This window comes from Modestobacter sp. SYSU DS0875 (assembly GCF_054050915.1).
On sequence record NZ_JBJHAH010000016.1, the window covers coordinates 22,244 to 47,231 of the forward strand.

Below are 24,988 nucleotides of genomic sequence, written 5' to 3' on the forward strand. Positions count from 1 at the left end.
CGACCCCCTGGTCCGACGATGTGCGCTGACCGCCAGTTCCGGGGCCGGCAACCAGCACTCTGCGCACACTGTCGGACTCCGTCAGTCCGCGCCGGCGATGAGAGCGAGCAGGCCGGCCTCGTCGAGCAGGTCGACCGGGCGGAGGGTGACCCCGGCGGCGACGTGGTGGAAACCGGCGCTGACCCGCTCGACCGGCACCCCCGTGAGCCGCGACCAGCCCAGCCGGTAGGCGGCCAGCTGCACGCCCGCGGCGGCCAGCTCGGTGGCGCCGGGCACCGGACCGGTCTTCCAGTCGATCACCTCGAAGCCCCCGTCGGGGGTCGCGTAGACGGCGTCGATCCGCCCGCGGAGCGTGAGCGGACCCAGCGGTGTCTCGAACGGCGCCTCCACGTCGACCGGCTGCCGGTCGGCCCACTCGCTGGCCAGGAACGCCTCCTGCAGCGCGGCCAGCGCCTCGTCGGGAGCGGCCTCGGCGTCGCCGGAGCCGGGCAGCTCGTCGAGGTCGATCAGCCGGGAGGTACCGAACCGCTCCTCCAGCCAGGCGTGGAACGCGGTGCCCCGGCGAGCGAGCGGCGCCGGCGCGGCCGGCATCGGGCGGCGCAGGCGCCGGGCCAGCTCCGCCGGGTCGCGGCGCAGCGCCACCAGCGCCGACACCGACAGGTGCGCGGGCAGCACCACCTCGACGTTGCCGCGGGAGTGCTCGGCCCGCTCGCGCAGCAGCAGGTCGGCGTCGCGCAGCCAGTCGGCGACCAGCGGGTCGTCGGTGGCCTGCAGCGCCTCGTCGGTGAGCGGGTGCGGCCGGCTGGCGGCGACCAGCTCGGCGGCGGCGCTCAGCGCCCGGCGCCGTCCCGCGGACAGCGGGTCGGCCGGCCACACGCCGATCGGCCACTCGGCCAGCGCCGGGTTCTCCGCGTCGTCGGCCGGCGCCTCGGCCCAGGCGTCGACGACGCCGGCACCGGCGTCGACGGCGTCCTTGACCGCGAGGAGCAGCGAGGACGGCCCGCAGACGGTCTTGCCGTCGCGCCACCAGCTGCCCGAGCACAGCAGCAGGTGCTTGGCCCGGGTGACCGCCACGTAGCCGAGCCGGATCTCCTCGGCCAGCCCGAAGTCCTTCCACTCGGCGACGTAGTCGGCCAGCGCGTCGCGGACCGCGGCCTGGTCGCCGGAGCCGGGCACGGGCAGGTGGAGCCGGGGCAGCTCGGCGCGGTCGGTGAGCCGCAGGTCGACCGGTACGGCGCCGGGGTCACGGATCCAGGAGTCGGAGGCGTCGCCCCTGGCCGGGAACTGGCCGACGGTCATGCCGGGGACGGCGACGACGTCCCACTCCAGGCCCTTGGCCGAGTGCCCGGTGAGCAGCTGCACGGCCTCCGGGTTGACCGCCACCTCGCCGGGTTCCAGCCCGCGCTCACGGACCTCGGCGTCGGCGAGGTAGCCGAGGAACGCCGGCAGCGAGGGGAGCTCGGCCAGCTCGGCGAACTGGGCGGCGACCTCGTGCAGCGCGTCGAGGTGCGTGCGCGCCCGGCCGGGGGTGACGTCGGGGTGGCTGGCGAGCTCGGTCTCCAGGCCCAGGACGCGCACCACCTCGTCGACCAGGTCGGGCAGCGACTCCCCCAGCCGTCCGCGCAGCGCAGCCAGCTCGGTGCCCAGCCGCCGGAGCCGGCGGAAGCCCTCGGCGGAGTAGGCCTCGGGGCGGCCGAGGTCGTCGAGCGCCTCGATGATGCTGCCCCGTTCCCGGGGCAGCTCGGGGGTGGCGCCCTCGGTGGGGGCGGCGGCGACGTCGCCGGGCGGGCCGGGCTCCGCGGCCGCGGTCCGCCGCTCGCGCACCAGCGACCGCGCGCGGCCCTCCAGCGCGGCGAGGTCGCGCGGGCCGATCCGCCAGCGGGCGCCGGTGAGCAGCCGGCCCAGCGCGTCACCGGCGGTGGGGTCGACCAGCACGCGCAGCGTGGCGACGACGTCGGAGACCTCCGGGACGTCGAGCAGCCCACCGAGGCCGACGACCTCGACCGGCAGCCCGCGCTCGCGCAGCGCCGCGGCGATGCCGGGCAGCTGGGCCCGCCGGCGGGCCAGCACCGCGATCGTCGGGCGCTTCTCGGCAGGGCCGCGCTGGTCGGGACGGTGCCACTCGGCGGCCAGCCGGTCGGCGAGCGCCGCGGTCTCCTCGGCGACGGTCTCGTAGAGCCCGACGTGCACCGCGCCCGGCCCGGCGACGGGTGAGGGCGTGAGGTCCGGCAGTGGCTGCTCGGGTTCGGGCAGCGCGGCGGCGACGGTGTTGGCGACGGCGAGCACGGCCCGGTCGTTGCGCCAGCTGGTCGACAGCGTGAGTCGCTCGGCCGGCCGTTCCGGGGTGCCGGGAAAGGTGCGGGCGAACCGCTCGATGGTGCCGGCCGAGGCCCCGCGCCAACCGTAGATCGACTGCCGCGGGTCGCCGACGGCGAGCACCGGGTGCCCACCGGGACCACCGAACAGCGCCTCGAGCATGCGCAGCTGGCCGACGCTGGTGTCCTGGTACTCGTCGAGCAGCACCACCCGCCAGCGGGCCCGCTCCCGGCGCCCCACCTCCGGGGAGCTGACCGCCACCCGGGCGGCGTAGGCCACCTGGTCGGCGTAGTCGATGGCGCCCGCGGCCCGCTTGCGCGCCTCGAACGCCTCGACCATCGGCAGCAGCGCCACCCGGGCCCGCTGTCGCGCGAGCATGGCCAGCACGTCGGCGTAGGGCCCCTTCTTCCGGCCGGCGTCGGCGTAGCCGCGCAGCTGGGCCTCGAACCGCGCGGTCCAGGCACGCAGCCGGTCCGGGCTGACGTCGTGCTCGCCGAGCTCGGCAGCCAGCTGCAGCACGTCCTCGGTGGTGGTGACCAGGCCCAGCGCCACGTCGGCCATGTCGCCGGTGTGCCCGGCGACGACGGTGGCGGCCTGCCCCCAGCACATGGCCGGGCCCAGCACACCGGCGCCGGGCTCCACCCCGATCCGCAGCCCGTGCTCGGCGACGATCCCGGCGGCGTAGCCGTGGTAGGTGGCGACGGTGGGCGCGGCGACGGCCAGCCGCTCGCGCAGCGCCGGGTCGGTGTCGGGGTGCTCGGCCAGTGCCCCCAGCCGCAGCCGCACCCGGGCGTTGAGCTCGCTGGCGGCCTTGCGGGTGAACGTCAGCCCGAGCACCGCCTCCGGGGCGACCAGCTGGTTGGCCACCAGCCAGGCGACCCGGGCGGCCATCGTCTCGGTCTTGCCCGACCCCGCACCGGCGACGACGACCAGCGGCCGGTCGACCGGCGCGGAGACGACACCGGCCTGCTCGGGTGAGGGCGCATAGCTCAAGCCACACCGGGCGGCGACCTCGGCGGGGGTGAGCAGCTCCGGCAGCGCCGGTTCGCCGACCGGCCCCAGGCCGGGGAGGTCGAACGAGAGCTGCGTCATGACGTGACCTGCCGGCCGGACTCCTGCACCGGGCAGCTGCGGCGGAACGCGCAGCGCTCGCAGTCGGTGTCGGTGCGCGCGACGAACGTGCCGGCACCCATGCCCTCGCCCACCTCCGCGATCAGCTCCCCGGCCCACGTCTGCCGCGGGTCGACGTCGGGAGGCAGCGGCGACTGCGCGTGCTCCTTGGCCGCCTTCTGCGCACCGCCCACCTGCAGCAGCGCGGCTCCCCCGCTGACCGTGCCGTGCCGCTCGAAGGCGCCCTCGGCGACGGCCACCTGGTAGGCCGCGAGCTGCCCGTGCTCCTCCACGGCCCGCGGCGCGGTCTTGCCGGTCTTCAGGTCGACCACCACCAGCCGGCCGTCGGCATCGCGCTCCAGCCGGTCGACCTGACCGCGCAGCCGTGCCCGGCCGACGACGACGTCGAAGTCCTCCTCGGCGGCGACCAGCTCGCGGTCACCCTTCGCGTGCCAGGCGAGGAACTTGGCCAGCATCTCCTGGGCGCGGTCCCGCTGCCGCTGGTCGAACCAGCCCGGCCCGAGGTCCAGGCCGTCGAGCTCGGTGTCCAGCACCGCCGCGGCCTCGGCCGGGGGCAGGCCCTCGGCCACCCGCTGGGCGACGTCGTGCACCGCCGACCCGACGGTGCGGGTCGCCTCCGGCGCCGCCTCCGCACCGACCGCCCCGAGCACCCACCGCAGCGGGCAGCGCTGGAAGGTGTCGATCGCCGAGGGCCGGACGGGGACGACGTCGGCCGGGTCGACCAGCGGGGCGTCGTCGGACAGCGGTGCCAGCCCCCACCAGCCCGCCGGGTCGGCACCGGGCACCCGCTCGTCGGCCAGCCGGCGCAGCACGGCGGCGGCGCTGGACCGGCGCGGCGCCGGGGTCTGCGGGTCGGTGAGGTGCCGGCGCAGCTCGGCGACCAGCGCCGGGAGGGTGAGCTGCCGGGGCAGCGGGGTGTGCGGCCGAGTGCCGTCGCCGCCGGGCGGCAGCGGGTCGACCAGGTCGAGGAAGCGCGAGGCGGCGGCCCCGGCGTCCCCGCCCTCCAGCGCGCCGTCGACGGCGGTGACCAGCAGCCGCCGCCGGGCGCGGGTGCAGGCCACGTAGAACAGCCGGCGTTCCTCGGCGAGGGCGAGCGTGCGGCGGTCGAGGTGCTCCGGGTCGGTGCCACCGGCGGCGTCCACCAGGTCCTCGGCGCCGAGCAGGCTGGCCCGGGTGCGCAGGTCCGGCCAGACACCGTCCTGCACCCCGGCCACGCAGACGACGTCCCACTCCAGGCCCTTGGCGGCGTGCGCGGTGAGCAGCCGGACCGTCTCCCCGGCCGGCGCCCGGGCCGCGCCGCTGTCACCCGGCAGCTGCTGGGCGCCCAGGTGGGCGACGAAGGCGGCCACCCCGGCGTGCGGCAGCCGGTCGACGAAGGCCGCGGCGGCGTCGAAGAGCGAGACGACGGCGTCCAGGTCGCGGTCGGCGACCGCGCCGGTCGGCCCGCCGGCGGCGCTGGCCCGGGCCCAGCGGTGGCTCAGCCCGCTGGCCTGCCACATCGCCCACAGCACGTCCTCGGCGGAACCGCCGGTGGTCAGCGCGAGCCGCCCGGCCGACAGCACCCGGGCGACCCGGGCGGCCGGCCGGGCCACGTGCTCGGGCAGCGCGTCCAGCAGCGTGGCGTCGGCGAGCACCGCGGCCAGCGGCGCGCCCCGGGAGCCGGCGTCCTCCCCACGGTCGACCAGCGCCCGCCGGGCCGCGCGGCGCAGCCGGCGCAGGTCGAGGACGGTGGCCCCGCCCAGCGGCGACGCGAGCAGCGCCTCCGCGCCCGGCTCGTCGAACCCCGCCTCACCGGGCTCGCCGCCGACCGGGGACGGCGCCGGGAGGAGGGCCCCCAGCGCGGCGAGGAACGGCTGCACCGCCGGCTGGGCGGCGAGCGCGACGTCGTCGGCGGAGACCGCGACCGGCACCCCGGCCTGGGTGAGCGCGCGACGCACCGGGGCGAGAGCGGCCGCTGCCGAGCGGACCACCACCGCCATCTGCGACCAGGGCACGCCGTCGAGCAGGTGCGCCCGGCGCAGCGTGTCGGCGAGGAACGCCGCCTCGGTGGCCGGGGAGTCGAAGACGTGCACCTCCGCCTCCCCGGGCGGGATCCCCTCGCCGGGGGCGAGCCGACGGTGCTCCCAGGGACCGGGCAGCCCCTCGGCGACCCGGCGGCTGACCGCGAGCAGCTCGGCCCCCGAGCGGCGGCAGACGCCGAGCGACAGCCGGTCGGCGGGGCGGCCGTCGCGGTGCCGGAAGCGGGTGGGGAACTCGACGATGCCCCGCGGCTCGGCCCCGCGGAAGGCGTAGATGGCCTGGTCGGGGTCGCCGACGACGACCAGGTCGCCACCGCCGCCGGCCAGCAGCTCGACCAGCTCCACCTGCGCCGGGTCGGTGTCCTGGTACTCGTCGACGAACAGCCAGCGGGCCCGCTCCCGCTCGGTGCGCAGCAGGTCGGGGTCGGCGCGCAGCTCGTCGATCGCGGTGCGCACCAGCTCCGCGGGGTCGTAGCCGCTGGCGCCGCCGCGGGCGGCGGTGGCGAAGGCGGACACCCCGGCGTACTGGTCGGCGAAGCGGGCGGCGGCCACCCAGTGCGGCAGGCCGCGGTCCCGGCCCCAGGCGGCCAGCCGCTCGGGGTCGATGCCCCGTTCGGTCGCGCGCAGCAGCAGCTCGCGCAGCTCGTCCCGGAAGCCGGTGGTCTGCAGCGCCGCGGCGAGCTCGTCGGGCCAGCGCACGCCGTCCTCGGCGACGTCGCCGGCGAGCAGCTCGGCGACGACGGCGTCCTGCTCGGCCGCGGTCAGCAGCCGGGGCGCCGGCTCGCCGCGCAGCACCGCAGCCCGGCGGAGGACGCCGAAGGCGTAGGAGTGGAACGTGCGGGCCACCGGCTCCCGGATGGTGCGCCCCACGCGGGCGGTGATCCGGGTGCGCAGCTCTCCGGCGGCCTTGCGGCTGAAGGTGAGCACCAGCAGGCGCTCGGGGTCGGCGCCGCCCTCGATGCGGGCGGCGACGGCCTCCACGATCGTCGTCGTCTTCCCGGTGCCGGGCCCGGCCAGCACCAGCAGCGGCCCGCCCGGGTGGTCGACCACCGCCTGCTGGGTCGGGTCGAGCCGGGGGCGGACGACCGGCACCGCCTCCGGCTGCACCAGCCGGTAGACCGGCTCCCCCGTCGCGACCGCCCCGCCGTCCCCCCGCACCCCTCGATGAGAACACGACCCACCGACGGTCCCCGGGAGCGCGCCGCCGGCTCAGGGCTCGTCGGGCCAGCCGACGGCGGCGAGGTCGACCCGGACGCCGCGCACCGGCACGCCCTCGGCGGCCAGCAGCGCGAGCTGGCGCACCCGCACCGGTTCGGCCGGGGTGCCGTCGGCGCGCACGACGCGGTGCCACGGGACGGCCCCGCCGCCGGCCGACAGCGCCCGGGCCACCCGCCGGGGGCCCACGCCGACCAGCCGGCCGATGGCCCCGTAGGTGCTGACCCGGCCCGGCGGGATGGCCTCGACCGCGTCGAAGACGGCCTCGTCGACGTCGGCGGCCGACCGGCCCTCCCCCGCTGAGCCCACGGGTCAGCTCACGAAGTCGCTGTTCTCGACCCACCACTCGTAGAGCGCGACGACGTCGTCCTGGGTCTCCCCCGGCGCGCTCACCACGCCCTCGGTGAGGAACTCGTCATCGGTCCAGTAGAGGAACGCGGTGCCGTCGGTCAGCCCGCAGGCGAGCAGCCCACCGACGTCCTCACCACGGACCCACTCGCCGTAGCCGTCCTCGGTGCAGTCGGTCGCGCCCCCCCACTCCTCGAGGCCGAGGGAGGTCACGTCGGCGACGAACACGTCGTCGAGGGTGTCGACGTCGGGGTAGCGCAGGAACGTCGCGTCGGTCGGGCCCGGCTGGGTGGACGCCGAACCGCAGTCGGCCGCGACGACGTCACCGTCACCGATCGGCTCGGCCTCACTGCACTCGGTGAAGTCCACGGGCAGCGAGGCGAGGAACTCCTCGACGCCCACGGACGGCGGGGCCGCGGTGAAACCGCTGGCTCCCGCGGACGGCGAGGGCGCCGGCCGGGAGGCGGAGGTCGAGGAGTCGGTGGCGCGCCCGGCTGCGGCGGTGGCGGACGGCTCGTCGCCGCCCAGCCACAGCGTCAGCCCGACGGCCACCACGACCACCAGGGCCGCCACGGCGGCAGCCGTGAGCGCCAGCGTCCGCTTCCGGTCCGTTCCCGAGCCTCCGGGCGCGCCCGGCCCGCCGTTCCCGGCCCCCGGCGCGGGGGCTCCCCAGGGGCCGGGCTGCCCCGGTGGCGGCCCCCAGCCGGCACCGGACGGCTGGTGCCCGACCGGCGGCATGCCCCAGTCCGCACCCGGCTGGGGACCCCACGGGGACGGCCCGGTGGGCTGCGCGTCGTGGGGGCCCTGCGGGGGTGGTCCCTGGGGTGGCTGGCTCATGCGTGCGGACCTCCGGCTCGGCTGTTCGACGACGGAGCCTAGGTGCGTGACGCGCGTCATCGGGCCGAACGGGCCCACGACCCACCCTCAGGAGCGACGCCCGAACCTCGCCAGCAGCCGGGTCTGCAGGTCCGCTCCGGGTGGCGGCTCGACCGGGGCGGCGAACAGGCCCGGCTGCCCGTCGTCCCCGAGGTTGGCCTCGGCGTACCGGAAGGCGGCTGCGGCCAGCTCGGGGTCCAGGTGGGTGTCGCCACCCACCGCCCGGGCGAGGTCCCAGGCGTGCACGGTGAGGTCGGCGGTCATCTCGGTGAGGTAGTCGGCGGCGCTCGCCGGGCCGGCGGACAGCTGCACCGTGCGGTCGAGGACGGCGGGGTCGGCCCACGCCGCCAGGGCACCGTCGGCGGCGGTGTCCCAGGCGGTGAGCGGATCGGTGCCGATCAGCTCGTCGGTGTCGGTGGGCATGCGTTGGGCGACGGTCTCCAGCGGCTCGCCGGCCAGCAGGGACGGCACCCAGAGCTGCTCGCTGGTCAGGTGCGCCACCAGGTCGGCGACGCTCCACTCGGGCAGCGCGGGAGCGTCCCACTGCCCGGGCTCCACGGCGTCCACCCGGTCGGTGAACTGCGCCTGGGCCCGTTGGAAGAGCAGCAGCAGGTCGGTGTGGCTGGGCGCGGGCATGCCGCCAGTAGAACGCAGCCGGGCCCCGGCACGCGCGGTGGCGTACCGGGGCCCGGATCGGCCTGGTCCCAGGGGCCCGAGACGCGCGGAGCGTGTCGCGGGGGGAGACCAGGTCCTTCGAGGAGCGGCCCCTTCGCCGGGGGCGAAGGGGTCCTGTCAGTAGGTGGGGAGGGTCTTGTCGATCCGGGTGGCCCAGGAGGTGACGCCGCCCTGCACGTGCACGGCGTCCTTGAACCCGGCGTTCTTCACCGCGGCCAGCGCCTCCGCGGAGCGGACGCCGGTCTTGCAGTGCAGCACGATCGGCTTGTCGTTGGGCAGCTGCGCCAGGGCCCGGCCGGAGAGGATCTCGTCCTTGGGGATGAGCTTTGCCCCCGGGATCGAGACGATCTCGTACTCGTTGGGCTCGCGGACGTCGATCAGCTCGAACTCCTTGCCGGCGTCCATCATGTCCTTGAGCTCGTCGACGGTGATCGTCGAGCCCGCTGCCGCCTGCTGGGCCTCGTCGGAGACGACGCCGCAGAAGCTCTCGTAGTCGATCAGTCCGGTGATCGGCTCACCCTCGGGGTCCTTGCGCACCTTGATGGTGCGGAAGGTCATCTCCAGGGCGTCGTAGACCATCAGCCGGCCGAGCAGCGTCTCACCGATGCCGGTGATCAGCTTGACCGCCTCGGTGGCCTGGATGGCGCCGACGGTCGCGCACAGCACGCCCAGGACACCGCCCTCGGCGCAGCTGGGGACCATGCCGGGCGGCGGCGGCACCGGGTAGAGGTCGCGGTAGTTGGGCCCGTGCTCGTTCCAGAAGACCGAGACCTGACCGTCGAACCGGTAGATCGAGCCCCACACGTACGGCTTGTTCAGCAGGACGGCGGCGTCGTTGACCAGGTAGCGGGTGGCGAAGTTGTCGGTGCCGTCGACGATCAGGTCGTACTGGCTGAAGATCTCCAGCACGTTCTCGTTGTCCAGCCGCGTCTCGTGCAGGCGGACGTCGACGTAGGGGTTGATCTCCCGGATCGAGTCCGCGGCGCTCTGGGCCTTGGAGCGGCCGACGTCGGACTGCCCGTGGATGATCTGGCGCTGCAGGTTGGACTCGTCGACGGTGTCGAACTCGACGATGCCCAGGGTGCCCACGCCGGCCGCGGCCAGGTACATCAGCACCGGCGAGCCGAGGCCGCCGGCGCCGACGGCGAGCACCTTGGCGTTCTTGAGCCGCTTCTGCCCGTCCATCCCGACGTCGGGGATGATCAGGTGGCGGCTGTAGCGGCGAACCTCGTCGATCGACAGGTCGTCGGCGGGCTCCACCAGGGGTGGCAACTGCACGGGGCGCTCCTCACACGGCTGTGTCGTCAGGCGCGCCGGCCCGAGCCGGCGTCCTGGACTGCCCAACAGCCTGACACGGGTCCGTAATCCCGGTCCCGGATGCCGTCCCACTCAGCGGGACGACCCCCGCCCAGCGCTGGCGCTGCCCGGTCCTCGTCGACGACCCGGCCGGCCACGCCGTGACGACGGCCCGGGGACCAGGACGGTGGACCAGGAGGGCGCTGTCAGCGAGCCGTCCGCACGGTCACGAGGAACTCCGCGGGTCTCGATGTGATCACCTCGCCGGTCCACGGATCCTCCAGATGACCGTCGTCGTCATCGTCGAAGCCCCGCAGGGCCGGCCCGCCCGGTACGCGGAGGACCGGCTGCGCGGCCCCTGCTCCCTGGACCGCCTGGATGTCGGTCACCCGTCCCCGAACCCGCTCATCGGCTGCGACGTCGAGACCGCCGTGGTGGGTCTCGACGAGGTGCACCCGGCCGTCCGGCTCCGTGTGGCGGATGCACCGGAAGTCGACGAGCTGGTTCCTCTCGACGGGCTCCCCGCAGCACTCGTGCTCCCAGCCACCCAGCTCCACGACGACGTCCACCGCAGCACGCTATGCCTCCCACCCTGCCGCCCGGGCGATGAGGACTCCGGTAGGACGACCACAGGTACGGACCACGGTGGCGGAGCCACCTCAGCGGGGACGGCGCGGGGCCCGCAGGCCTCCCGCCGGAGACGCCGGGAAGGGCTCAGCGCAAGGTCCGTGGCACGTGGCCGTGGTGGAGCCCGGCAGGGCGACTCAGGGGTACGGCCAGGCGTTCTTGACGCAGCCCTGCAGGCCCAGGGTCTGCTGCTGCATGACCGGGGCGAGCTGGCCCGGCCCGGGGCAGGGCTGGTGCCCGTTGCCCAGCGCGTGCCCCACCTCGTGGTTGACCACGTACTGCCGGTAGGTGGCGATGTCGCCCCCGTAGTCGGGGACGGCGGTCTCCCAGCGGGCCAGGTTGATGACCGCGCGCTCGCCGTACCGGCAGGAGGTGTAGCCGCCGGTGCCCACCCCCGGGCAGTAGGTCTCCATGCTGCCCGGGCTGACCAGGCTGACCCGGAAGTCGTAGCCACCGGCGGCGGCCTCGGCCGACCCCACCCGCTGGAAGGACCGCTGGCCGCCGGCGCCCCAGGAGCGGGGGTCGCCGAGGATGCCCTCGACGGCGGCGGCGAACTGGGCGCCGTCCACGCCGATGCCGTCCTCCACCTCGACGACGAAGCGCTGCAGCGGTCCGGTGCCGTGGACCTGCGAGCTGCCGTCGACGACCGAGACGCTGCCCGCGCCCTGCTCGACGTAGGTGGGCGGGGCCGGCTCCGGCGGGGGCTGCTCGGTGGGTGCGCCCTCCCCCTCGGCCGGCGCCTGCTCGGTCGGCGTGGGCGTGGGCGTCGGCTCGACGGCAGGGGCGGCGACCGACGAGGGAGCCGCAGCCGGATCGGCGACCGGGGTCTGGTCCGCGCCGCTGAGTGCGACGTCGGCCAGGGTGAGGACGGTGGCCAGCGCGAGCACCGGGATGGCGTAGGCGCGCCACCCGTACCGGCGGGTGAACCGCCGCAGCGGACCGGCGGGCGGCGGTTCCTGGCGGCGGACCCGGGGCACCGGGTCCCGGCGGGCCACCAGCGGTCCGGTGCGCGGGCCGGGACCGGCCGGGGGCGTGCCGCGCCCTGCCCGGGGAGCCGGGACGGGAGGCCGCGGCGGCCGTGCCGGATGGCGACCGGGGCGGTCGTCGGGGCTGGCCACGGCGGCCAGGCTCTCACGGATCGCGGGCGGGGCGGCAGAGCCGCCGGGCGGTGTCCCGGTCGCGTGTCCCGGTCGCGTGTCCGGCTCAGGCCTGCGCCGTCGAGGAGTCCCGTCCGGCGGCCCGGGAGCGGTCCGCGACGTCCTCGGCGAGGGCGAGCACGGCCCGGGCGGTGGCCTCGGGGGCCTCCATCATCGCCAGGTGGCCGATGCCGGGCTGCACCTGGAGGCGGGCGTCGGGCAGCACGTCGGCGAGCCGGGGGGCGAGCGCCGGGTCGACCAGGCGGTCCCGGTCGCCGGTGACCACCAGCGACGGCATCCGCACCGACCGGGCCATCCGCCAGGCATTGGCCCGGCCGAACCGCAGGTAGGAGGTCATCAGGCCGCGCAGGCTGCGGGTGAGCGCCTGCCCCGCCCAGGGCTGCTCGTCGCGCTCCCGCATCTCCTCGACGACCTGCTGGAGGCGCTCGGGTGGCACCGCGCCGGGGTCACCGAAGCAGGCCTGCACCAGCCCCCGCACCCGCTCCTCCGGGCTCACCCCCGCCAGCCGCTTCTCGGCCAGCGCCGGCACCCCGGGCAGCAGGACCAGGGTGATCGCCCGGTCGAAGGCGGCGGGCACCCGGTAGACCGGCATGGCCGCGGAGATCAGCGAGAGGGTGGCGACCAGGTCCGGACGGCGCGCGGCCACCCACACGCTCACCAGCCCGCCGAGGGAGTTGCCGATCAGGTGCACCGGCCGCCCCTGCCCCGGCCCGGGGCGGGCGACGACCCACTCCAGGACGTCGATGACGGCCTGCGCGTGCCGCTCGATCGAGTAGCGCCGCGGCGGGCCCGACCGGCCGAACCCGGGCAGGTCCAGGGCGTGCCCCTCGAAGCGGACGGCGAGCAGTCCGGCGAGGTCGGTCCAGTTCGTCGAGGCCCCGCCCAGCCCGTGCACGTACAACGCCCGTTCCCGCGGGGCCGCGGCGACGTCCGTGCCGTCGACGGGCCCCCGCCAGGGTGTGGAGCGGACGAAGACCTCGCCGCCGGTGACGGGCACCATCTCCCCGGGCCACGGCGGGAGCAACCGGCCCAGCCGCGGCAGCGGGCTCTCGGACAGCCGTGCGTCGGTCACCCGCTCGACGGTAGAACACCGGCGCGACCCCGCCGGCCGGAGCCGCCCGACCGCGGGCCGGTACGACGTCGTCCGGCCTACCCGCCGGTACGATCGCCGGGCCATGCAGCCCAGCCTCCCCGCCCCCGCGCCGTCGGCCGGCCGCCGGACCGCCCGCCTGCCGCGCAGCGCCCGCCGGCTGCAGCTGCTGCGCGCCGCCCAGGACGTCTTCGTCGCCCAGGGCTACCACGCCGCGGCGATGGACGACATCGCCGACCGGGCCGGAGTCAGCAAGCCGGTGCTCTACCAGCACTTCCCCGGCAAGCGGGAGCTGTACCTGGCGCTGCTGGAGCAGCAGGTCGACGAGCTCACCGCCCGGGTGCGGCAGGCGATGGCCGGCACCGACGACAACCGGGCACGGGTCGACGGCGCGGTCGGGGCCTACTTCGACTTCATCGACGCCGAGGGCGAGGCGTTCCGCCTGGTCTTCGAGTCCGACCTGCGCAACGACGCCGAGGTCCGGGAGCTCGCCGACCGCGGGACGCACGCGGTCACCGAGGCGATCGCCGAGGTGATCGCCGCCGACACCGGCGCCGACCGGGAGCGGGCCCTGCTGCTGTCGGCCGGCCTGACCGGCCTCGCGGAGAGCAGCGCCCGCTGGTGGCTGGCCCGCAAGGGCACGCTCCCCCGCGAGGAAGCGGTGGCGCTGATGTCCGCGCTGGCGTGGCGCGGCATCTCCGGCTTCCCGCGCCGCGACGACGGCGACGGCGACGGGCAGTGACGTCCGGCGCCGTCGTTCGCTGACGGCGCATCCGCCGGACCGGCTGACCCGCGGGCGCTGCACTAGCGTGGGCCGGAGAAGCCAGACCTGAGGAGGCATCTCCACGTGGAAGTCAAGATCGGTGTCCAACACTCCCCCCGCGAGCTGGTCATCGACAGCCCGAAGAGCCCCGACGAGATCGCGGCCGAGGTGTCCGAGGCCATGAGCGCGTCCAAGGACGGCCTGCTGACGCTGGTCGACGAGCGCGGCCGCCGCGTCGTCGTCCCGGTCGACCGGATCGCCTACGTCGAGATCGCCGAGGCCGACCAGCGTCGGGTGGGCTTCATCTCCGGCTGAAGAAGGACCCCGGCGCCCCCCACGACTCGCTGACGCTCGTCGCGGGCCCCTGCACCGGGGCCGTTCCATCAGCCCACCAGGGGGCGCCGCCGCAGCTGCGGCGGCGCCCCTTGGCGTTCTTCAGGGATTGAGGCCGAGGGCCCGCATGCGCACCCCGTGCGCCTCGGTGAGCCGCTGCAGCAGCTGGCCCACACCGGCGAGGTCGCCGGTGCCGGTCATCATCAGGTCGGCGAGGTCGTCGTGCTCGGCGATGACCGCCTGCGACTGGGTGAGCGCCTCACCCACGAGCCGACGGGCCCACAGCGCCAGCCGCCCGGCCACGGTCGGGTCGGCGGCGATCGCCGCGCGGACCTCCCGGACGGCGAAGTCGGCGTGCCCGGTGTCGGCGAGCACCTCCTCCACCAGCGCACGGTCCGGCTGCGGGAGGAACGCCGCGACCTCGCGGTAGAAGTCGGTGGCCAGGCCGTCGCCGACGTACGCCTTGACCAGCCCCTCCAGCCAGCTCCCGGCCCGCGTCTGGTCGTGGAAGCCGTCGAGGGCGGCGACGAACGGGGCCATCGCGTCCGCCGGGTCCACCCCCAGCTCGACCAGCCGGGCGGCCAGCCGGCCGTGGTGGTCGATCTCCGCGGCCGCCATCCGGGCCAGCGCCGCGCGGCCGGCGAGCGTCGGCGCCATCCGGGCGTCCTCGGCCAGCCGGTCGAAGGCGGTGAGCTCCGCGTAGGAGAGCACGCCGAGCAGCTCCACGACCGCCCGCCGCTGCACCTCGGCGTCCAGCACGCGCCCGTCGGCACCCACTCCGCGTCCGCCCCCCGTCGCCGTCCGCCCTGCCCCCGCCGGGTGGTCCCGGCGGTGTCGCAGCGGCGCACCGGCAGGTTAACGGGCTGCCGCAGGCTAGGATGGAATGTGCGGGCCGCGAGGTCCGTTGACCGAAGTGCACGACCGCAGTCCCAAGGCGGCGGTGCAATCAAGACCGCAATGCAATTCCGTGTGCGCTGATGACCGCTGGATGACGCTCCTCCCGGAGCTCTCCCGGGCAGTCTGCACTCGACGCCCGGTCGAACTGGCCACGTCGGCGCTGGATCACCAATCCCGGAACCGACCGGGACCGACGTGCGTCGCCGGCGGCGCCCCGAGACCGGGGCCGGACCACGACGCCGAGGTCCCCCACCAGACCGAGGCGAGAGAACTGACCTCCATCGAGAACACCCCCACTGCCAGCACCACTCCCGCCGCACCGGAGCTGGAGCACGCCGAGTCCGGCGCGCCGGCCCCCGAGGAGCTCGCGCAGCAGGTCGAGGAGCTGGGCGGCGCCCCCGTCGCCAGCGACAGCCCGCTGTTCAGCGACTTCGACGTGCACCCCGACATCGTGGCCGCGCTGGCCGAGGTGGGGATCACCCGCACCTTCGCCATCCAGGAGCTGACCCTCCCGCTGGCCCTGGCCGGCAACGACCTCATCGGGCAGGCCCGCACCGGCACCGGCAAGACGCTGGGCTTCGGCGTCCCGCTGCTGCAGCGGGTCACCCCGCCGTCCGAGGGCGCCGACGGCGTCCCGCAGGCGCTGGTCGTCGTCCCGACCCGCGAGCTGTGCGTGCAGGTCTCCCGCGACCTCGCCGCCGCCGGCGCCAAGCGCGGCATCCGGGTACAGGCCATCTACGGTGGCCGGGCCTTCGAGCCGCAGGTCGCCGCGCTGCAGGCCGGGGTCGAGGTCGTCGTCGGCACCCCCGGCCGGCTGCTGGACCTGGCGCAGCAGGGCCACCTGATCCTGGGCAAGGTCAGCGGTCTGGTGCTCGACGAGGCAGACGAGATGCTCGACCTGGGCTTCCTGCCCGACATCGAGCGCATCCTGGCGATGGTCCCGGACAAGCGGCAGACGATGCTGTTCTCCGCGACCATGCCCGGCCCGATCGTCACCCTGTCGCGGTCGTTCATGAGCCAGCCCACCCACATCCGGGCGCACGGCAACGACGAGGGCTCGACGGTCCCGCAGACCACCCAGTTCATCTACCGGGCGCACAACCTGGACAAGCCCGAGCTGCTGTCCCGGGTGCTGCAGGCCCGCGACCGCGGGCTGGTCATGGTCTTCTGCCGCACCAAGCGCACCGCGCAGAAGGTCGCCGACGAACTGGTCGACCGCGGGTTTGCCGCAGCCGCGGTGCACGGCGACCTGGGCCAGGGCGCCCGCGAGCAGGCGCTGCGCGCGTTCCGCGCCGGCAAGGTCGACGTGCTGGTCGCCACCGACGTCGCCGCCCGCGGCATCGACGTCACCGGCGTCAGCCACGTCGTCAACTACCAGTGCCCCGAGGACGAGAAGACCTACGTGCACCGGATCGGCCGCACCGGCCGCGCCGGCAGCACCGGCGTCGCGGTCACCCTGGTCGACTGGGACGACATCCCGCGCTGGCAGCTGATCAACAAGGCACTGGACCTCGACTTCGCCGACCCGCCGGAGACCTACTCCACGTCGCCGTGGGTCTACACCGATCTGGACGTGCCGACCACGGCCAAGGGCCGGCTGCCCCGCTCGCAGCGCACCCGCGAGGGGCTGGAGGCCGAGACGCTCGAGGACCTCGGCGAGACCGGCAAGCGCCAGCGGACCGGCGGTGGCTCCGCCACCGGCTCGGGACGCGGCCACGGCGGCGCGAACCACTCCGGCCCCGGCCGGGAGGACACCGAGCCGTCGGCCGGGCCGAGCAAGAGCCGCCCGCGTCGGCGCACCCGCGGTGGCGGGGAGGCCGCCGCGGGTGCGGCAGCCGCCCTCGGCAACGACGCACCGGCCGCAGGTGTGGCCGGTGGCGGCGACGGCGCGGCCACCGCGACCGCCTCGGCCACCGGTGACGGCGGCGCGCCGAAGCGCCGCCGCCGGCGCCGTGGCGGCGCCAAGCGCAGCGGTTCGGCGGGTGGCAGCGCGACCGGCGGCAGCGCCGACACCGGCTCGGCCGGCGGCGGCGAGCCCACCGCCTGATGACGGCAGGAGGTCCGCGCCCGCCGCTGCGGGTGTGGGTCTGGACGGCGGTCACCCTCGTGGTGGCCGCCGTCGCCGTCTCGCTGTGGCTGACCTCCGACGTCGCCGCGACCTCCTCGACGACCTCCCCACCGGCGTCCGTGGCCGACCAGGCACCGGCCGGCGCGCTGACCGCGGCCTGGTCGGCACCGACCGGCGAGGCCCCGGGCGGCCGGGTGGTGGAGAGCGGTCGGGCGCTGGTCACCGACGAGCACGGGGTCGCCATGGTCGACCCGGCCACCGGTGAGGAGGCCTGGCACTACCGCCGGTCCAACGCCCAGCTGTGCGACGCCACGGCGATCGACGGGCTGGTGATCGTCGCCTTCCGCACCACCAGCCGGTGCAACGAGCTCACCGCGCTGACCGCGGCCACCGGGGAGCGGGCCTGGTACCGCAACGTGCGCTTCCGCACCGACGTCGACCTGACCAGCACCGAGCAGGTGCTGCTGGCCAGCACCCCCACCGGGATCGTCACCATCGACCCCACCGGCGACAACACGCGTTGGCGCGTCTCCCCCGCGGAGGGGTGCCGGTTCGTCGACGCCGACGCCGGCAGCGCCGGCGTGGCCGTGCTGCAGCGCTGCGGTGAGGGCTCGCCGCTGCAGGTGCTGCTCTACGACGGCGTCGGCGGCGACCTCACCTGGACCCGCGAGCTGGACACCGGTCCCGCAACGGCACGGCTGGTCGGCGCCGACCGGCTGGTCGACGTCGTCGTCGGGGACACGGTCACCGTGCTCGACCCCGCCGACGGCGCCACCCTGCAGGTGCTCGACCTGCCGCCGCTGCCCGTCGGCGCCGACGTGCGCAGCGAGCCACTGCTGCAGGCCGGCGTCGAGGACGTCGCCCTGCTGTGGGCCCGCGGCACGCTGTTCGCACTGGACCAGGGCACCGGCGAACCCCGCTGGAGCCGGCCGGCGTTCGGGCTGCCCGCCGCGGTGGGCAGCTCCCCGGTCACCGGCGTGCTGGTGCCCGAGGACGGCGCGTTCGTCCGGCGGGCGCTGGCCGACGGCGCCGAGCTGGACCGGTCCACGGTCGGGGGCCAGGTGCCCTCCGGTGGCCGCACCGCCGTCGTCGGGCCGACGGTCGTCGTCGCCACCCCGGGTGAGGTCCGCGCCTTCCGCTGAGGCCGGTCGGGGCGACTGTCGGCGGTCCGGTGCACACTCGGGGTCATGGTCCTGCCAGGTGGTTCCGAGCACACCGCTCCCGACGACCTCCGCCAGCTCGCCGTGCACGACGCCCGGCCGGTCACCTTCCGGGGTGGCAGCGGGCCGATCGCCGGGCTGGACACCGGCGCCGACCGCGACGCCCGCGCCACCGTGCTGCTGGTGGCCGGCTACACCGGCAGCAAGGAGGACTTCGCCCCGCTGCTGACGCCGCTGGCCGACGCCGGGCTGCGCGCCGTGGCCATCGACCAGCGCGGGCAGTACGAGTCCCCGGGCCCGGACGACCCGGCCGCCTACACCGTGGCCGAGCTCGCCACCGACGTCGTCGCCGTGGCCCGCCAGCTGCAGGAGGGCGAGCTGCAGGAGGGGCGTGGCCGCCCGGTACACCTGCTCGGGCACAGCTTCGGCGGCATCGTGGCCCGCGCCGCCGTGCTCGCCGACCCGGCCCGGTTCGCCTCGCTGACCCTGCTCGGCAGCGGCCCGGCCGCGCTGACCGGCCCCCGCGCGGAGCTGCTGGACCACCTCTCCCCGCTGCTGGACGCCGGCGGCGTGCAGCTGGTCAGCGACACGCTGGAACAGCTGGCGATGACCGATCCTCGAGCGCAGGCGGTGCCCGCGCCCACCCGCGAGTTCCTCACCCGCCGCTTCCTGGCCAACAGCGCCGCCGGGTTGCGCGGCATGGCCGACGCGATGCTCGGTGAGCCCGATCGGGTGGCCGAGCTGGCCGCCACCGGGGTGCCGGTGCTCGTCGCGCACGGCATCGCCGACGACGCCTGGCGCCCGGCGCTGCAGGCGGAGATGGCCGCGCGGCTGGGCGCCCGGCACGAGGTCATCCCGCAGGCGGTGCACTCCCCCGCCATCGAGAACCCGGCCCGCACCCTCGCCGTCCTGCTCGACTTCCTCGCCGACCCCGCCGCCTCGACCGCCGCCGCCCGGTCCGCCGACGACGCCGGGGCGGTGCGGTGAGGCCGACGCCGTCGCCGCGCGAGTTCACCCCGGCGGAGGACCGGCTGGGCTTCTTCGGCCCCGACAGCATCAGCTGGCGGATCCACGCCGACCCGGCGTTCTCCGTGGGCGGCATCCGGGCGCTGCTGCTCCAGGCGCTGCACCCGGTGGCGATGGACGGCGTCCACCAGTTCTCCGAGGCCTTCGGCAGCGAGCCGTGGGCACGGCTGACCCGCACCGCCGAGTACGTCGCGACGCTCACCTTCGGCACCCGTCGGGACGCACTGCGTGCGGTGCGCCGGGTCCGCGGGATGCACCGCGACAAGTCGGCGGTGGAGGAGACCACCGGGCGCGCCTACTCGGTCGACGACGCCGACCTGCTGCTGTGGGTGCACTGCTGCGAGGTCGACTCGCTGCTGTCCACCGTCCGCCGCGCGGGGGTGCCGCTGACCGACGCCGACGCCGACCGGTACGTCGCCGAGCAGGTGGTGGCCGCGGTGCTCATCGGGTGTGCGGAGGGCGAGGTCCCCACGACCGCTGCCGAGCTGGCCGGCTACCTGGACTGGACGCGGCCGCGGCTGGCGGTCACCCCCGCCGCGCGGACCGCCTCGCGTTTCGTGCTCGCACCGCCGATGCCCGGCTGGGTGCAGCTGTTCACCCCGGCCCGTCCGGCGTGGAGCACCCTGGCCGCGCTGGGCGCGGCGACGCTCCCCCAGTGGGCCCGCCGGCTGTACGGCCTGCCCGGGCTGGGCATCACCGACGCGGCCGCGACCGCTGCCCTGCGTGCGTTCCGGCAGACGGCGCTGACCGTGCCCGCTCGGGTGCGCGAGTCCCCGATCGTGCGCGCCGCCCGGGAGCGGACGAAGGACCCCCTGCCCCCCACCACTCGCACGCTCGCGGCGGGACCCTGCACGGGGCCGCAGCTCGCCTGATCACTCCTGGTCCAGCACCCCGCGGGCCGCCGCGAGGACGGCGTCGGCCACCCGGTCCAGCGCCGGGGAGCGCAGCTTCCACTGCTGCCAGTGCAGCAGGACCTCGACCGCGCCGGCGTCGTCCAGCGCGACCAGCTCGCCCGGCGGCTCCTGCTGCGGCGGCACCATGCCCCAGCCGAAGCCCAGGCGCACGGCCTCCACGTAGTCGGTCGACGACGGGACGAAGTGCGCCGGGACGCCGTCCGGGTCGACCCCACGGGACCGCAGGTACCGGTGCTGCAGATCGTCCCGGCGGTCGAAGACGACGACCGGCGCCTGCGTGAGCGCCGTCGCGGTGACGCCGTCGGGGAACCACCGGGCGACGACGGCGGCGGTCGCCATCGGCCGGTACCGCATGCCCCCGAGCCGGGTCACCGTGCAGCCGGGCACCGGGTCGGCATCGGCGGTGATCGCGGCCATCACCGACCCGTCGCGCAGCAGCGCGCTGGTGTGCTCCTGGTCCTCCCGGCGCAGGTCGAAGGCGACCTCGCCGGCGAGCGGGGCGACCGCCGGCAGCACCCAGGTGGCCAGCGAGTCGGCGTTCACCGCGATCGGCAAGGTCACCGGGCCGCGGTCGGCGCCCAGCTCCCGGGCGGTCTCGGCGGTGAGCAGCCCCACCTGACGGGCCAGCCGCAGCACCGCCTCCCCCGACGAGGTGACCCGCACCGGCCGGCTGCGGACCAGCAGCACCCGGCCGGTGGCCGTCTCCAGCGCCTTGAGCCGCTGGCTGACCGCGCTCGGGGTGACGTGCAGCGCCCGGGCGGCCGCGTCCAGGCTGCCGGCGGCGACCGTCGCCTCGAGGGCGCGCAGCTGGCCGAGATCGAGATCCACCCGTGCATTAGAGCAACTACTGGAAGGTGAGGGACATGAACGGTGCTGCAGCGGGCAGCTGCCTAGGGTCTCCGGCGTGCCCACTGCCGCCATCGCTGCCGCCTCCGGACTCGGACTGGGGCTGTCGCTGATCATCGCGATCGGCGCGCAGAACGCCTTCGTGCTGCGGCAGGGGCTCCGCGCCGAGCACGTCGCCGCCGTCGTCGCCGTCTGCCTGGTCTCCGACGTCATGCTGATCGCGGCCGGCACGGCGGGCGCCGGTGCCCTGGTGACCCGGGTGCCGGCGCTGCTCGTCGTCGTCTGCTTCGCCGGCGCAGCCTTCCTGCTGGGCTACGGCTTCCTCGCCGCCCGGCGGGCCCTGCGCCCGGCGGCGCTGCTGCCCGCCGACGGCGGGGCGCGCAGCTCGCTGGCTGCGGTGGTCACCACCTGCCTGGCGCTCACCTGGCTCAACCCGCACGTCTACCTGGACACCGTGGTGCTGCTCGGCTCGCTGGCCAGCACCTGGTCGGAGCAGCGCTGGTGGTTCGCCGCCGGCGCCGCGCTGGGGTCGGCGGTCTGGTTCACCGGGCTCGGCTACGGGGCGCGGCTGCTGCGCCCGGTGTTCGCCCGGCCGGCCGCCTGGCGGGTGCTCGACGCGGTGATCGCCGTCGTCATGGTGTCGTTGGCGCTCTCGCTGGTCATCCGCGGCGTGCGCAGCGCCTGATCCCGTCCCGGTCCGGCAGCCGGCTCAGTCGACCGCTGGCTCCTCGGGGAGGAAGCTCCACGGCTCCCGTGCGGGGACGGCGGCCTGGCCGGCGGGGCAGCTGGGCCGGAAGTCACACCAGCTGCACTGCCGGCCGGTGACCGTCGGGAACGTCTCGTCGGGGCTCTGCCCGGCCTCGACCGCCTCGGTGGCAGTGGCGATGTCGGCGGCGATGTCCTCGGCGCGGCGCACGTGGTTGGCCAGCGACCGGTCGGTGTGCTCGAACGCCGCGACCGTGCCGCTGGGCAGGTGGTGCAGCTCGACCCGGCTGCACGGCCGGCGCAGCGTGCGGCGGACGCCGAGCACGTAGGCGGCCAGCGCCGGTGAGCCGCGGGCCTCGTCCTCGGTGGACGGCGTCCGACCGGTCTTGTAGTCGACGACGACCAGCTCGTCGCCGCGCCGGTCGATCCGGTCGACCCGGCCGGACAGCGCCAGCGCCGGCGTCGTCGTCCCGACCGTGCGCTCGGTGCCGGCCGGCTCGTCGGCCGGGTCGAGCCCGGCGACGTAGTCGGTGAGCCAGGTGGCCGCCTTCGCCCGCCAGCGGTGCGACTGCTCCTCGTCGCGGAAACCGGTGGGCGACCAGACGCCGTACAGCAGCTGGCGGACCGCGGCGGTGGTCCGCTTCTCGACCGGCAGCTCCCACCAGCTGCGCAGGGCCGCGTGCACCGCGGAGCCGACGGTGTTGTGCGCCCACGGCGGGCCCTTGGGCGGGCTGGGCCGCTCGACGTAGGCGAACCGGTAGCGGCGCGGGCAGTCGGCGAAGGTGGCGAGCTTGCTCGGCGTGCAGGCGAACAGCCGCTTGGGCATGCCCGGCATCTCCAGCTGGGCGCTCACCGGCGGTCCTCCCCCATGTCGCCACCGTAGCCGGGGCCACCGACCGTCCTCAGTCGGTGAGGACGGTGCTCCCGGTGCCCGCAGCGACGATCGCCTCGAACTGGTCGGGGTCGGTGGTGCACGCCGCGATCGGGGTGAGCTTGTTGGTGCCGTGGTAGTCGCTGGACCCGGTGCGGATCAGCCCGAGGCCACCGGCGAGGCCGCGCAGGTGCTCGCGCTGGGCGGGGGTGTGGTCGGGGTGGTCGACCTCCAGCCCCAGCAGGCCGGCGTCAGTCATCGTCGTGATCGCGGCGTCGTCGACCACCCGGCCACGGGAGGTGGCCAGCCCGTGGGCGAACACCGGCACCCCGCCGGCCGCGCGGACCAGCGCGATGCCGTCGAGCACGTCGGTGTCGGCCTTGGTCACGTAGTGCGGGCTGCGGTGGTCCAGCACGGTGGCGAAGGCGTGGTCGACCGAGTCGACGACGCCGGCCGCCACGAGGGCACCGGCGATGTGCGGCCGGCCGACCACCCCGCCGCCGCTGCGGGCCACCACCACGTCCCAGGTGATCGGGTAGCCGGCGGCGACCAGGTTGCCGACGATCCGCTCGGCGCGCTCGAGCCGCTCCTCCCGCAGCCGGACCCGCTCGGCGGCGAACCCGGGGTGCTGCGGGTCGAACAGGTAGGCCAGCAGGTGCACGCTCATCGGCGGCTCGTCGGCCGGGAACCACCGGCAGGACAGCTCCATGCCCGGCACGACGGTGAGCCCGGTCGGCCGGGCCGCGGCGGCCGGCTGCCAGCCGGCGGTCGTGTCGTGGTCGGTGAGGGCGACGACGTCCAGGCCGGCCGCAGCCGCGGTGGCGAGCAGCGTCGCGGGGCTGTCGGTGCCGTCGGACACCGCGGAGTGGGTGTGCAGGTCGATGAGCACGCCCTCAGCCTGCCGCACCGGGCGCGGTGCCGGCCGACCGGAGGCCGGCGATCACTCGGCGGGCGGGGTGCGCCGCCCGGCCCGCACCCGCGTGATGGGCTCGGTGTCGTGTCGCCGCCCGGACACCAGCGGCCGGGGCAGGTGCTGCTCGGGCGCGCCGTCGTCCCCGCGGTCGTCGGCGCTCAGCGACCCGTCGGCCTCCTCGTCGCTGCTCACCGGGTTGGTGGAGAAGTCGGTGCCGAACATCAGCTCGCTCAGCCGCTTGTACAGCGACCCGGCGTGCGGCATGAAGGTGACCACGTCCAGGCCCTGCTGCTGCCCGGCCGACTCGAAGCGGAAGGTGCCGTAGCCGAGGATCTGCCCCCAGAATGTCTCCTTCCAGGTGAGGTCGGTGATCCGGCGCAGCGGCATGACGGCGACGGTGCGGATGATCACCCCGGAGGTGAGCAGCACCCGGCGCCGGGTGACCAGCAGGTGCCGCACCCACCACTCGGCGGTGTGCAGGCCGAGGTACGCCAGCGCCCCGACGACGGCGGCCAGGCCGAGCACCGCGCCCACCCGGTTGTCCGGGTCCAACTGGAGCAGCCAGACGCCGACGACGAGCACCGGCAGCCCCCGCACGTAGGGGCGCGCCAGCACCGCCGGGTGGCGGCGGGTGGCGATCACCGGCGGTTCGTCGGCGAGCAGGTACTTCTCGGCGTCCTTGCCCCAGCGGGGCCGTCGCGGGCCGGACACGCCCCGGCTCAGACCAGCGAGCCCACGAAGGCCGACAGCGACTGGGCCGCGTCACCCAGGGCCGAGCCCGCGCTGCGCACGATCCCGGCCGCGTCCTCCGGTCGCTGGATCACGTAGAAGACGACGAAGGCGATGGCCACCCAGGTGAGCACCTTCTTCAGCACGGTCGCACCATTCCTCCCATCGGGCAGCCAGGCGGGTCTCCGAGCGCCGCAGTGCACGGACGACGGCACGACTCACCACGGCCTGCTCGACCGCGCCCCATGGGTAACAGCAGTCCCACGGGCAACACCAGCCGCCACGCCGGGGGGCGGCGAATCGTCGGATCCCGCCGGCGGGTCGGGCTTGCCGGCGGGCCCGAGGAGCGCTCCCGCTCAGCGCCCGGGGAGCAGCCGCTCCGTCGGCGGGCCCAGCGGGAGGTCGGGGTAGACCCGCTCGCGCAGGTCCAGCAGCGCCGGATCCTCGGCCAGCAGCCAGGCGGCCGACGACGGCCAGGTCACCAGCCACAGCCACACCCCGTAGGCCTCGCCGACGAACGCGGCCCGGTCGTCCCTGGTGGGCACGGCCCACAGCGGCGCCCGCTGCCCGGCGGCGCGGACGGCCGCCGTGGACGGGCCGTCGATCAGCTCACCGGGATCGACGCCGGGGAGCCCGGCGTACCCGCAGCCCAGCCCCGTGCCCGGCTCCTCGGCGACCAGCACCACCTCCGCGGCCTCGCCCAGCGGGCCGGGGCCGGCGCAGGCGACCACGATCGCCCGGGCGCCGGGCTCACCGCCCCAGGCCAGACCGGTGACCGCCCAGCCCGGTGGCATCGGGTCGGGCACCCAGGCCGGCACCCGGGCGTCGGCGCAGACGGCGGTGATGGCGTCGTGCGCGACCACCGCGGTGTGGTGCAGCGGGGTGACCGCCGCGTGCAGGTGGCACCAGCCCTCGGCGGTGGAGCCGGGCTTCACCACCAGCGCCTCGCCGCATCGGGGGCACACCGGGGAGACGCTCATCGCCGCTCACCGTCGGTCCCCGACGCGGTTTCGT

Annotated in this window: 23 protein-coding genes; 7 read left to right on the top strand and 16 right to left on the bottom strand. The window is 76.1% G+C overall.

Features of this window, described 5'->3' with window-relative positions:
• Window positions 1-81 precede the first annotated feature (81 nt).
• From ACI79Y_RS11670 to ACI79Y_RS11710, 9 genes are all read right to left on the bottom strand, one after another.
• The gene (locus ACI79Y_RS11670) at window positions 82-3,408 is read right to left on the bottom strand and encodes an ATP-dependent helicase (RefSeq protein WP_457158642.1); all 3,327 of its coding nucleotides are present in this window, start codon (window positions 3,406-3,408) and stop codon (window positions 82-84) included.
• Window positions 3,405-6,623 carry an ATP-dependent helicase gene (locus ACI79Y_RS11675; protein ID WP_457158643.1) on the bottom strand — a complete coding sequence of 1,073 codons (3,219 nt, stop codon included), beginning with the start codon at window positions 6,621-6,623 and terminating at the stop codon, window positions 3,405-3,407. The genes ACI79Y_RS11670 and ACI79Y_RS11675 overlap by 4 nt, the downstream gene beginning before the upstream one ends.
• A 51-nt stretch (window positions 6,624-6,674) precedes the next feature.
• Entirely contained in the window at window positions 6,675-6,989 is a 315-nt protein-coding gene (locus tag ACI79Y_RS11680) for an MGMT family protein (RefSeq protein ID WP_457158644.1), read from the bottom strand.
• A gap of 3 nt (window positions 6,990-6,992) precedes the next feature.
• On the bottom strand, window positions 6,993-7,601 hold the full coding sequence (locus ACI79Y_RS11685) for a hypothetical protein (protein WP_457158645.1): 609 nt from the start codon (window positions 7,599-7,601) through the stop codon (window positions 6,993-6,995).
• A gap of 351 nt (window positions 7,602-7,952) precedes the next feature.
• Complete coding sequence (locus tag ACI79Y_RS11690) at window positions 7,953-8,540, bottom strand: TIGR03086 family metal-binding protein (RefSeq protein WP_457158646.1); 588 nt, start codon at window positions 8,538-8,540, stop codon at window positions 7,953-7,955.
• Between the two features lie 156 nt (window positions 8,541-8,696).
• The gene (gene moeZ, locus ACI79Y_RS11695; RefSeq protein WP_457158647.1) at window positions 8,697-9,857 is read right to left on the bottom strand and encodes an adenylyltransferase/sulfurtransferase MoeZ; all 1,161 of its coding nucleotides are present in this window, start codon (window positions 9,855-9,857) and stop codon (window positions 8,697-8,699) included.
• A gap of 224 nt (window positions 9,858-10,081) precedes the next feature.
• On the bottom strand, window positions 10,082-10,444 hold the full coding sequence (locus ACI79Y_RS11700; protein ID WP_457158648.1) for a DUF6578 domain-containing protein: 363 nt from the start codon (window positions 10,442-10,444) through the stop codon (window positions 10,082-10,084).
• A gap of 195 nt (window positions 10,445-10,639) precedes the next feature.
• On the bottom strand, window positions 10,640-11,497 hold the full coding sequence (locus ACI79Y_RS11705; protein WP_457158649.1) for a DUF3152 domain-containing protein: 858 nt from the start codon (window positions 11,495-11,497) through the stop codon (window positions 10,640-10,642).
• A 208-nt stretch (window positions 11,498-11,705) separates the two neighbouring features.
• Window positions 11,706-12,731: an alpha/beta fold hydrolase gene (locus tag ACI79Y_RS11710; RefSeq protein WP_457158650.1), complete on the bottom strand. Its 1,026-nt coding sequence runs from the start codon at window positions 12,729-12,731 to the stop codon at window positions 11,706-11,708.
• A gap of 103 nt (window positions 12,732-12,834) precedes the next feature.
• Between ACI79Y_RS11710 and ACI79Y_RS11715 the strand changes: the two genes are divergently transcribed.
• Both ACI79Y_RS11715 and ACI79Y_RS11720 read left to right on the top strand, forming a co-directional pair.
• Entirely contained in the window at window positions 12,835-13,491 is a 657-nt protein-coding gene (locus ACI79Y_RS11715) for a TetR/AcrR family transcriptional regulator (RefSeq protein WP_457158651.1), read from the top strand.
• A gap of 105 nt (window positions 13,492-13,596) precedes the next feature.
• Window positions 13,597-13,827 (top strand): DUF3107 domain-containing protein, encoded by a 231-nt coding sequence (locus ACI79Y_RS11720; RefSeq protein WP_457158652.1) that lies wholly within the window; start codon window positions 13,597-13,599, stop codon window positions 13,825-13,827.
• Between the two features lie 120 nt (window positions 13,828-13,947).
• On the opposite strand, the gene ACI79Y_RS11725 is transcribed toward ACI79Y_RS11720, so the two are convergent.
• Window positions 13,948-14,622, bottom strand: coding sequence for a ferritin-like fold-containing protein (locus ACI79Y_RS11725; RefSeq protein ID WP_457158653.1), 675 nt, complete (start codon window positions 14,620-14,622; stop codon window positions 13,948-13,950).
• A gap of 211 nt (window positions 14,623-14,833) precedes the next feature.
• Here ACI79Y_RS11725 and ACI79Y_RS11730 point away from each other — a divergent pair, with 211 nt between their 5' ends.
• The 4 genes from ACI79Y_RS11730 to ACI79Y_RS11745 are packed head-to-tail and all read left to right on the top strand — an operon-like array spanning window position 14,834 to window position 19,868.
• Window positions 14,834-16,789 carry a DEAD/DEAH box helicase gene (locus ACI79Y_RS11730; protein WP_457158654.1) on the top strand — a complete coding sequence of 652 codons (1,956 nt, stop codon included), beginning with the start codon at window positions 14,834-14,836 and terminating at the stop codon, window positions 16,787-16,789.
• Window positions 16,789-17,952, top strand: coding sequence for an outer membrane protein assembly factor BamB family protein (locus ACI79Y_RS11735; RefSeq protein WP_457158655.1), 1,164 nt, complete (start codon window positions 16,789-16,791; stop codon window positions 17,950-17,952). The genes ACI79Y_RS11730 and ACI79Y_RS11735 overlap by 1 nt, the downstream gene beginning before the upstream one ends.
• Window positions 17,953-17,997: 45 nt before the next feature.
• On the top strand, window positions 17,998-18,957 hold the full coding sequence (locus ACI79Y_RS11740; protein ID WP_457158656.1) for an alpha/beta fold hydrolase: 960 nt from the start codon (window positions 17,998-18,000) through the stop codon (window positions 18,955-18,957).
• Complete coding sequence (locus ACI79Y_RS11745; RefSeq protein ID WP_457158657.1) at window positions 18,954-19,868, top strand: oxygenase MpaB family protein; 915 nt, start codon at window positions 18,954-18,956, stop codon at window positions 19,866-19,868. Before ACI79Y_RS11740 ends, ACI79Y_RS11745 begins: the two co-directional genes overlap by 4 nt.
• On the opposite strand, the gene ACI79Y_RS11750 is transcribed toward ACI79Y_RS11745, so the two are convergent.
• On the bottom strand, window positions 19,869-20,738 hold the full coding sequence (locus tag ACI79Y_RS11750; protein WP_457158658.1) for a LysR family transcriptional regulator ArgP: 870 nt from the start codon (window positions 20,736-20,738) through the stop codon (window positions 19,869-19,871).
• Between the two features lie 76 nt (window positions 20,739-20,814).
• Between ACI79Y_RS11750 and ACI79Y_RS11755 the strand changes: the two genes are divergently transcribed.
• Window positions 20,815-21,441, top strand: coding sequence for a LysE/ArgO family amino acid transporter (locus ACI79Y_RS11755; RefSeq protein ID WP_457158659.1), 627 nt, complete (start codon window positions 20,815-20,817; stop codon window positions 21,439-21,441).
• Window positions 21,442-21,465: 24 nt separating this feature from the next.
• Here ACI79Y_RS11755 and ACI79Y_RS11760 read toward each other — a convergent pair whose 3' ends face one another.
• The 5 genes from ACI79Y_RS11760 to ACI79Y_RS11780 form a co-directional block, all read right to left on the bottom strand.
• Complete coding sequence (locus tag ACI79Y_RS11760; protein ID WP_457158660.1) at window positions 21,466-22,314, bottom strand: RecB family exonuclease; 849 nt, start codon at window positions 22,312-22,314, stop codon at window positions 21,466-21,468.
• A 49-nt stretch (window positions 22,315-22,363) separates the two neighbouring features.
• Complete coding sequence (locus ACI79Y_RS11765) at window positions 22,364-23,221, bottom strand: PHP domain-containing protein (protein ID WP_457158661.1); 858 nt, start codon at window positions 23,219-23,221, stop codon at window positions 22,364-22,366.
• A 51-nt stretch (window positions 23,222-23,272) separates the two neighbouring features.
• A complete protein-coding gene (locus ACI79Y_RS11770) occupies window positions 23,273-23,956 on the bottom strand; it encodes a PH domain-containing protein (RefSeq protein ID WP_457158662.1) in 684 nt (227 codons plus the stop codon).
• 8 nt (window positions 23,957-23,964) lie between these two features.
• Window positions 23,965-24,120, bottom strand: a complete 156-nt coding sequence (locus tag ACI79Y_RS11775; protein ID WP_457084898.1) for a hypothetical protein — start codon at window positions 24,118-24,120, stop codon at window positions 23,965-23,967.
• A 210-nt stretch (window positions 24,121-24,330) separates the two neighbouring features.
• Window positions 24,331-24,954 (bottom strand): DUF6758 family protein, encoded by a 624-nt coding sequence (locus ACI79Y_RS11780; RefSeq protein ID WP_457158663.1) that lies wholly within the window; start codon window positions 24,952-24,954, stop codon window positions 24,331-24,333.
• Window positions 24,955-24,988: the final 34 nt, after the last annotated feature.

Bases quoted from the DNA above. Each gene is read 5' to 3' on its own strand.
- ACI79Y_RS11670 (WP_457158642.1), bottom strand. From the start codon at position 3,408: ATGACGCAGCTCTCGTTCGACCTCCCCGGCCTGGGGCCGGTCGGCGAA.
- ACI79Y_RS11690 (WP_457158646.1), bottom strand. From the start codon at position 8,540: ATGCCCGCGCCCAGCCACACCGACCTGCTGCTGCTCTTCCAACGGGCC.
- ACI79Y_RS11715 (WP_457158651.1), top strand. From the start codon at position 12,835: ATGCAGCCCAGCCTCCCCGCCCCCGCGCCGTCGGCCGGCCGCCGGACC.
- ACI79Y_RS11730 (WP_457158654.1), top strand. From the start codon at position 14,834: ATGACGCTCCTCCCGGAGCTCTCCCGGGCAGTCTGCACTCGACGCCCG.
- ACI79Y_RS11735 (WP_457158655.1), top strand. From the start codon at position 16,789: ATGACGGCAGGAGGTCCGCGCCCGCCGCTGCGGGTGTGGGTCTGGACG.
- ACI79Y_RS11740 (WP_457158656.1), top strand. From the start codon at position 17,998: ATGGTCCTGCCAGGTGGTTCCGAGCACACCGCTCCCGACGACCTCCGC.
- ACI79Y_RS11780 (WP_457158663.1), bottom strand. From the start codon at position 24,954: ATGAGCGTCTCCCCGGTGTGCCCCCGATGCGGCGAGGCGCTGGTGGTG.